5 protein-coding genes are annotated in these 8,352 nt (G+C 46.0%); all 5 read right to left on the bottom strand.

The features are described from left to right. The coding region (locus KPL72_RS20910) for a beta strand repeat-containing protein (protein WP_219704335.1) at nucleotides 1–1,785 on the bottom strand (1,785 nt) is incomplete at its 3' end. Next, on the bottom strand, nucleotides 1,782–5,090 hold the full coding sequence (locus KPL72_RS20905) for a DUF4347 domain-containing protein (RefSeq protein WP_430010751.1): 3,309 nt from the start codon (nucleotides 5,088–5,090) through the stop codon (nucleotides 1,782–1,784). The genes KPL72_RS20905 and KPL72_RS20910, both read right to left, overlap by 4 nt. Before the next feature lie 168 nt (nucleotides 5,091–5,258). Beyond that, on the bottom strand, nucleotides 5,259–5,987 hold the full coding sequence (locus tag KPL72_RS20900; protein ID WP_219704333.1) for an efflux RND transporter periplasmic adaptor subunit: 729 nt from the start codon (nucleotides 5,985–5,987) through the stop codon (nucleotides 5,259–5,261). Then, nucleotides 5,987–7,582, bottom strand: coding sequence for a TolC family protein (locus tag KPL72_RS20895; protein ID WP_219704332.1), 1,596 nt, complete (start codon nucleotides 7,580–7,582; stop codon nucleotides 5,987–5,989). The genes KPL72_RS20900 and KPL72_RS20895 overlap by 1 nt, the downstream gene beginning before the upstream one ends. A 518-nt stretch (nucleotides 7,583–8,100) precedes the next feature. After that, nucleotides 8,101–8,352: hypothetical protein (locus KPL72_RS20890; RefSeq protein WP_219704331.1), on the bottom strand; the 252-nt coding region annotated here is incomplete at its 5' end.

Here is an 8,352-nt window from a genome sequence, read left to right as displayed (position 1 = left end):
CTCATTAACACTGCCCGTCGCACCGGAAGTCATTACAGGCGAGTTATCGTTCAAGTCATTGACACTGACGGTCACCGCTTTGGTGTCCGTTAGATGACCAGAACTGCTATCGGTGACAACAAGGTTAAAACTGTAGGTATTTTTTGTTTCATAATCTGCAGAATTTTTCAGCGTCACTGCACCCGTACTGGCGTTGATATTTAATAACGCCGCATCCGTACCAGACAAGCTATACGTCAAAGAATCATTATCCGCATCCGTCGCTGTTGCGGTATAAATAACCGTACTGGTATCTGCATTTTCATCGACACTTCCTGTTGCCCCAGAGGTGATGACTGGAGCTGCGTTATCTTTTAGCGTGATATCATTCCCTGTTCCACCCACATAGCTCGTCTGAAAACTATGGCTATTAGAGGTTAACGTTCCACCTTCTGCAACACCACTTAGCGTGCCTGTAATGGCATTTACACCTTGTTTATCAATTAAGGTAAATGTGTTGCCGCTACTGGTAACAGAATAAGCAATATCAAAGGCACTGTTCGCCCCCAAGGTAACATCGCCAGCCACCACTACTTGGTCATAGTCAGTGCCTGCGCTTGCCCCCGTAAGATCCGCTTTTAGAGTGCCATTGAGTACAAGATGACCATTGACCGTCAGTGCCCCAACGCCATTATTTGATCCAGATACACCAGGCGCAAGAAAGCTCCCATCGTTTACGGTCAAGGTATTGGTTGAGTTTGCCGCAAAGATAGAACCAGAACCGGCTAGTGTTGCACCAGAATTAACCGTGACTTGAGAAGTGCCATTTAACGCCCCTGAAACAGATAAAGTTCCGCCATTGAGTACCGTTGCACCTGAATAGGTATTCGTACCTGACAATGTTGCAGTCCCCCCCCCTGTTTTTAGTAGTCCACCCGAACCCGATACGACACCAGAGAAAGTAGCGGCAACACCCGCATTAAGATTCAATACTCCACTATTTATCAGGGTAATGGCATTGTCTATAGTGGATCCATTGCCTGTTACTGATAAGGTGCCCGAATTTAAAGTCAAAGCACCAGAGCCAAGATTCGAATCTCCACTAATAGATAAGCCGCCACCTAATACAATCGTATTGCCTGAGTAAGTATTACTGCCTGACAAGGTCAAAGTTCCTGAACCAACCTTATTAAGTGTCAGTCCACTTGGGCCTTCTAAAATAACTCCAGAGAAGGTGGTTGACGTATTATCCCCACCAACCGTCAGAGTACCACCGTTGGCAACAATATTACCCGCACCGGCAATGGAACCAACCGTCTCAGAGGCATCTGTAGATAATTCAAATGTTGCACCTGAAGCAACAGTTACCGCACTGGTATCGGAAATAGCACTGCCGCCAGAGACCGTTAATATGCCTGCAGATACCGTGGTTGCACCTGTATAAGTATTGATACCAGAAAGGGATAATGTGCCTGCGCCTTCTTTTATTAAGGCACCTGTTCCAGAAATCGCGCCCGATAACCTCACGGCATTAGCATTGCTTACACTTCCACCACTGCTGCCCAGGCTAACAGCATTATCAATCGTTACACTACTGCCTGTCACAGACAAGGCACCGCCATTCAGGGTTAACGCCCCAGATCCCAAATTATCATCGCTGGCAATACTCAACGTACCTGACGTAACACTGGTTGTTCCGGTATAAGAATTGGAGCCAGACAGAGTCAAGGTTCCAACACCTGTTTTCGCCAAGGCACCGGTTCCAGAAACCGCACCTGATAACGTCAAGGCGTTAGCATTGCTCACACTTCCGCCACTGCTACCCAAACTAATGGCATTATCANACCGGTTCCAGAAACCGCACCTGATAACGTCAAGGCGTTAGCATTGCTCACACTTCCGCCACTGCTACCCAAACTAATGGCATTATCAATCGTTACACTACTGCCTGTCACAGACAAAGTACCGCCATTCAGGGTTAACGCCCCAGATCCCAACTGACTATCGCCAGCTATGTTCAAGGTGCCTGATGTGATACTGGTTTCACCTGAGTAAGAATTGGAACCAGATAGAGTCAAAGCTCCAGCACCGGCTTTCGCCAAGGCACCGGTTCCTGAAATATCCCCCGATAACGTCAAGTCATTGGCATTGATCACACTACCACCATTTCCACCCAGACTAATGGCATTATCGATCGTTACACTACTGCCTGTCACAGACAAAGTACCGCCATTCAGGGTTAACGCCCCAGCGCCCAACTGGCTATCGCCAGCTATGCTCAACGTGCCAGCGGAAACCGTTGTTTCACCTGAGTAAGAATTAGAGCCCGACAGAGTCAAGGTTCCAGCCCCTGTTTTCGTTAGCGCACCAGAACCAGAAATCCCCCCTTCCAGAGTAACATCCGTACTGTTAGATAGCGTCGCCTCTGAGTTAACCGCAATATTATTAACAAAGCTTGTATCGTTACTAATAGCCAGTGTGCCGCCATTCAACGTAACAGTTCCTGCATAACCAAGGCTTTCGTTTTCTGAAGCTGCATTGACCGTTCCGTTGTTGATAGTCACGCCACCAGAAAAAGACTCGTTGGTAGCTAGAAAGGTCATGGTACCCGCACCCGATTTAGTCAATAGCGAATCACCCTCGACGGCACCAGAAAGTGTTAGGTGCCCGCTGCCCGTCTGATTGAACGTAGCGCCACCCGTTTGAATCGCAAAAGTGTTATCTACATTAAGCTCATTATTTGCAGTGGCAAAAGTGGCGCTACCGCTTAAGATAACGTTACCTGTACCAAGGTTAGAATCACTGGAAATAGACAAGGTACCACCCGTCATCGTGGTCGTACCGTCATAAGAGTTGCTACCTGATAACGTCAGCTGACCGCCTCCAACTTTAGTCAAGCTACCGCTAGCGCCATTCAAGATACTGGCAATATTAGTGTTATCTCCAGCACCATTCGTTACCGACAAGCCACCATTTAGCGTTAAAGTACCGTTACTAATAGCCAAACTCGTCATTGAATCAGTGTCAAAGGTTATATCTGAAGCAACGGTCAAAGTAGATCCGTTCATATCTACTGTAGAACCAGATTCCAGATTGAATAGCACCGTTTGGCCAGCAGAAGCGTAGTACAATGCCTCTGCCAATGACAAACCACCGCCATCCGCTAAATCTGCAGCGTAAGACCCAGCAATACTTGAGTTGCTATCAGTATTATCTCCCGTCGTTACTGTTAATGAGTCGGTAACCGTGATGCTGATGCCTTGAGTTGTAGAAAGTCCTTCTGCATCCGTTGCAACAACGGTCACAATGTAGGTTCCTGCCGTTAAACCAGAAGGCGTGGTGGCACGCAAGGCATTGGTTGCGACTAAGGTGTTGGTACCTGTGGCGAAATTAAACAAAGAGCCATCATTGGTCTGGGACACGCTATCCAAGGTAATGGATTGGATGCTGTACTTCCACGTACTGTCATCGACATCGGTCGCACTCACCGTGGCCACAGTAGCATTATCACTATCGAAGGTACTCACTGTACCCGTCGTTGGTGATACCGCCGTCGGAGCATCGTTAACCGCCGTAATATTAATATTGACGGTGGAAATACTAGAGTCAGTCGTGCCATCATTCGCCTTAATCGTGAGCGTAGCAGCATTATCGCCACTGGCGTTGCTAACGCCTGTGTATTGAATGTTGGTAGTAGTGTCCAAATAAGTATTAATATTCGCGGCAGTGCCAGAAAGCGTCAGCACTCCCGTACCGGAGTTACTCACTGTCACGTTCCCACCAGAAGACGCCACTAACGAGCCAGCCGATGCGGTCAAAGTGACCGTAAGATTATCGCCATCGCTGTCGGCAAAAGTCACGTCAGACAAATCCACATTAGAAGCGGTATCTTCAGTGACGGTAATATATGTAGGTGCTCCAGTAACTGTGGGGGCGTTGTTGGCTGGAGCGGCATCGGCCTGAACTACCTGAAAAATTAAATCAGCGTCAGGAAATACTGAGCTACCAAAAAAAATATCTCCCCCCGCGTATTCATCACTATTCGTATACGACAAGTCAATTGAACGTCCGGGTGAAAAAATAAAAGTATAAACCGAGCCACTTATCAGATTGACATCTGTCGACAATGCAATTATTGAGTACGCATAATTATCAAGACTTGTGATAGTGTCGTTTAATGAAGCGCCAGTCTGCGTCGCAAGCACTGCTCCACTGGTCCCACTTCCATCGTATACAGTTAAAGTCCAGTCAGAACCATCATCAGTACCTTGACTCGCAACATGAATCTCTTTCAACAGCCCCGTTTTTGTTGCTGTGAAAGTTTGCCCAATAATATTATTTCCCGTTGTATCAACCCCAATTTCGGCACCATTAGTGCCAATTGTTTCATCAGCCAGCACACTGGAATAGCTTTCGCTTGATAACACAACGGATTCAATGCTCCCTGCCGATTTTTCAAGCTCCCAATCCCCACAAAGGCCTGCTGCGCCAGTCAAGTCATCTGACGCTGCCACATCCGCTTGGGTAGCTTGGGCTAAAGCAGTAATAAAGTCTTGCCCTTCACCGCTGGCGACGTCACAACCATAAAGCAGTAAATCCCCATCTTCATTCAACGCCGCACCCAGTTGCGCTAAATCCGCAGAACGAGAGCTAATGGCTGAGCCACCTAAGCTCAAAGCACCAAGGTTGACACTGGCTTGCGAACCGTGACTGATAATGTGAATGGCATCATAATCGCTGTGCGTTTTTGCCCACTCAGTCATTTGTGACAAGCCATCTTGAGTCGAGTCAAGCAGAACAATTTCTACACCGGCTTTTGTTCCATCAATTAGGCTTTGATAATCCGCCACGTTGTCTTCAATAAAAACCACTTCTTTGCGGCCATTGTTTTGTGTGGGATCAACGGCTCGCACTTCGGTCGGTGCAACCACAATGGATTTTTCAGAATCTTGCTGGCTATCTGTCTGAGTATCGGTTTGGGACGCGTCAAGATGAAGTTGAGCATCACTAATGACCTCCACCGCCGTAGCAACGGCAGCACCATCTAACAAGAGTCGAGGCTCCAAGGCAGTAATCAGCGGCTTGCGTGTCTGTGTTTTGTGACCAGCCATATATTTGCCTGACACTCTTTTGCCTTGTGTATTGGAAACTTGCTTTTTCATACTCGCCACCTCGATGGGACATCCTTTATAAACAGACTCTTTCTGCTTACATTAAATATAGTCAAACTATTACTTTCTACTGCGCTTTTATACGCACTTTTAAACCCATTACAGTCACTAAAACTCAGCAACCACACTCATCCCTGGCAACACCTTAGATGGTACATCTTTGATAGTCGCTCGAATTTGAACCGTCTGACTGGTTGGGTCCACACTGGGGCCAATATGACTGACTACGGCCGGTAAACGCTGTTGAGTTTCTTCCACTTGCAGCACAATCGTCTTATTGATTGTTAACCAAGTCATCCATTGAGCCGGAACAATGATGTCGGCTTCTAACCGCTCGAGCCCAACGATTTTCATCAAGGCTTGTTGCTGCTGCACGACTTCGAATGGCTGAACATCCAGTTGTTCAATACTGCCAGCAAAAGGCGCCTTGATATTACAGCGTTCCACATTAAGCCGAGTCATAGTCCGTTCGGCTTGCACTTTTTGTAAATCGGCTTCGGCAATGACAACATCAAGTGTGCCGATGGAATTTAACCGATTAAGTTGCTGTACGTTCTCTAACTTTGCCAAAGCCGTTTTTGCCTCGGCCTCGACTTTTTCTAATTGGGCGTTATACAAACGACAATCGAGCTGGATAAGCAGGTCTCCTTTATGAAAGGATTCCCCCATTTTTTTGGGTACAGCAATGACCTTTGCAGCCAGTTCGCTGGACAAGCTGGCTTTATGGCTCGCGACCAGTATGCCGCGAGCGCGCTCTTCCGCTGCGACCTCAATAGAAGTCAACAGAAAACAGCCAGTGATAAACAACAGACCCATTGGCTTTTTCATCAATCGCATTAGTCTTTCAACGCAGCATTATGTTGAGCCGCGACAGCAGCTTGCATGGCTTCTTGGCTCACAACGCTCACTTCACCTTGTTGCCATTTCGTTTGAAACTGATCAAAAGCGGTAGATAGCTGTTCCAGATTCATACTACCAAAGCCTTCTGGCAATGGATCCAAGCCCATAGATACCAACACTTTGCCAAAGTTATTTTGTAACTCGGCATAAGCCACATCACGACGCAATTCAGCTAACAGGGCATTGAGATTTTCTCGGATGACAGTAAGATCACCGATACTTTGCGCTTGTCGATTAGAATCAATTTGCGCTTTGATGCGTTGCGCGACATCCAAATACTGTGTTGCTAACTGATAACCATCGCCCGCTTCTTTAAATTGAATATCGGCAATATGCACTTGCGAGATGACAGCCATAGACACAGCAAGGGCTTGCTGTTTGCTTGCGGCCACCTTCAATTTATTGAGCTGCTCTATTTTTCCGTAGCGAAATACATTCATTAAATTCCAATTAACGCCGACGCCAGTGGATGTCCAATTATTATTACGAAGGTAATCCGAGTCGTTATAATTGACACTTGCGTTTAAGTTCAGACTTGGAAACAAAGACAGAAAGGCCGAATGCACTTCATCCTGAGTAATACGTTCTTGATATTGCGCTTCTCTAAGTTCTGGGCGACGCACTAACGCAGTACGCTCCATATCATCAATGGCAATATTCAAACGCGGTGTAATAAAGTCCGGATTATTTACATCAGCAAGTTCAAAGTCCACTGCAGGGTTCAACCCCATTAAAGTTGCCAGCTCTGCTTTGGCTGGCATTAAGTCTTTGCGAATATCTTGTAACGTTCGCAAAGTTTCTAACAATGAGCGCTGATAAGACAAGGCTTCCATAGGCGATTGTGCACGAAGTCTTTCTAGTCGAGTCGAGTCAGCTAAAGCGGTGCGTGCTTGGATAATAAGTGGGTTGATTTTAGACAGTAAACGCTCTGCCGATACCGCGCGGTAATAAGCACTACGAGCTTGCTCCATGATAGTGTGAACCACTTTGCGCTCACGCTCTTTCGAGATCAAAAAACGATCGGCTTGTTGCTTGGAGCGATAGTAAGATAATCCAAAATCCAAAATGTCCCATGTTGCACCAATGCTCGCATTTACCGTGCTTTTATCAGATGACACAGAGTAACTCGGATTACTACCAAGTGAAGCTGGTTCATCACCAGAAAAAGATACAGAAGCGGAGGCCGCATAATTGTTGCGTCGGCTATACCCTGCTTGAACAGCAAGATCCGGTAACATATCAAATTGATCTACCGCCAACTGCCCCTGCGACACAACGGCTTCAAATGCCTTTAAACGAGCGTCTCGGTTGTATTTAATGGTACGAGCGAAAGCGTCGTTAAGGCCAATGGGGCCATTGATAGGAGCCACATCTTGCGCTAATAGATCCGTATTTTCCGCTGCATTAGCCATCACTTCTTGGTTAGAAAGTTGCTTTGGAACCACCGAGCATCCTGCTACTGCGGTAGCCACAACGACTGCTAATGCTGTCTTTCCAAACACGCCATTAGCAAACAGAGGATAAACAGCCATAATTACTCCTAAAAAAAATGTACCATAAAATCAATCAGATGATGTTGCAGTCTTTAGAAAGCCAAAAGTGATGACACCAAGCCATCCTTATAAACGATCAAGAATCAAAATTTTCACAACCCAATACGACAAGCATTACGCAAACGCGTGCCTGCACTAAGTAAAAAAACGAAAGGTGTTTGATGTATACAAAATTTAAAACCAGACAGGTTTGAACAGGCCAATAAGAGAAAATTGACATCAATTGTTATATGGTCGGTATTTAACAGTAACATCCATATCACCTATGTTCTTAACATTCATTATCAAAATAAAACGAAGGAAGTTTTACAAACAACCTCTAAAAATATGTTACCTCAAGTTAGTATAAAATCGGTATATATAAAGCAAAAAATATGCACGAATTTACACTCTATTACAGACTAATTTAACAAGGACACAAAATTTCAATTGGCTCCGCCAAATATTGCTTAACGATAAAAACAGGATTACTCAATGGAGCAACCCTGTTCAAAAAACTACGGACGCTGCGGATATAAACCTTCAGTAGCGATACAGAAAGTCAAGGCAATACGAGGGGCGACAATAGGAAAAGGGAGCGTTTGTCCTGTAGTGTTATTACCGCCCGTATAGCCAAGTTTAACCGTACCATTGACACCTGCCGCTAAATTAACAGGAAGTGATACTTGCCCACTCGCTGTTCCAGTCACTCCGCCTTCAGGTCCAATGTTAAGATCTGCCGTGGTACCAGCTGGACTATAAAGTGTCAC

The organism is Marinomonas lutimaris, from assembly GCF_019426345.1.
In the GTDB taxonomy this organism is placed as follows: Bacteria; Pseudomonadota; Gammaproteobacteria; order Pseudomonadales; family Marinomonadaceae; genus Marinomonas; species Marinomonas lutimaris.
The sequence above is the reverse complement of the archived record's forward strand: the minus strand, read 5'-3'. Positions and strand labels throughout refer to the sequence as shown.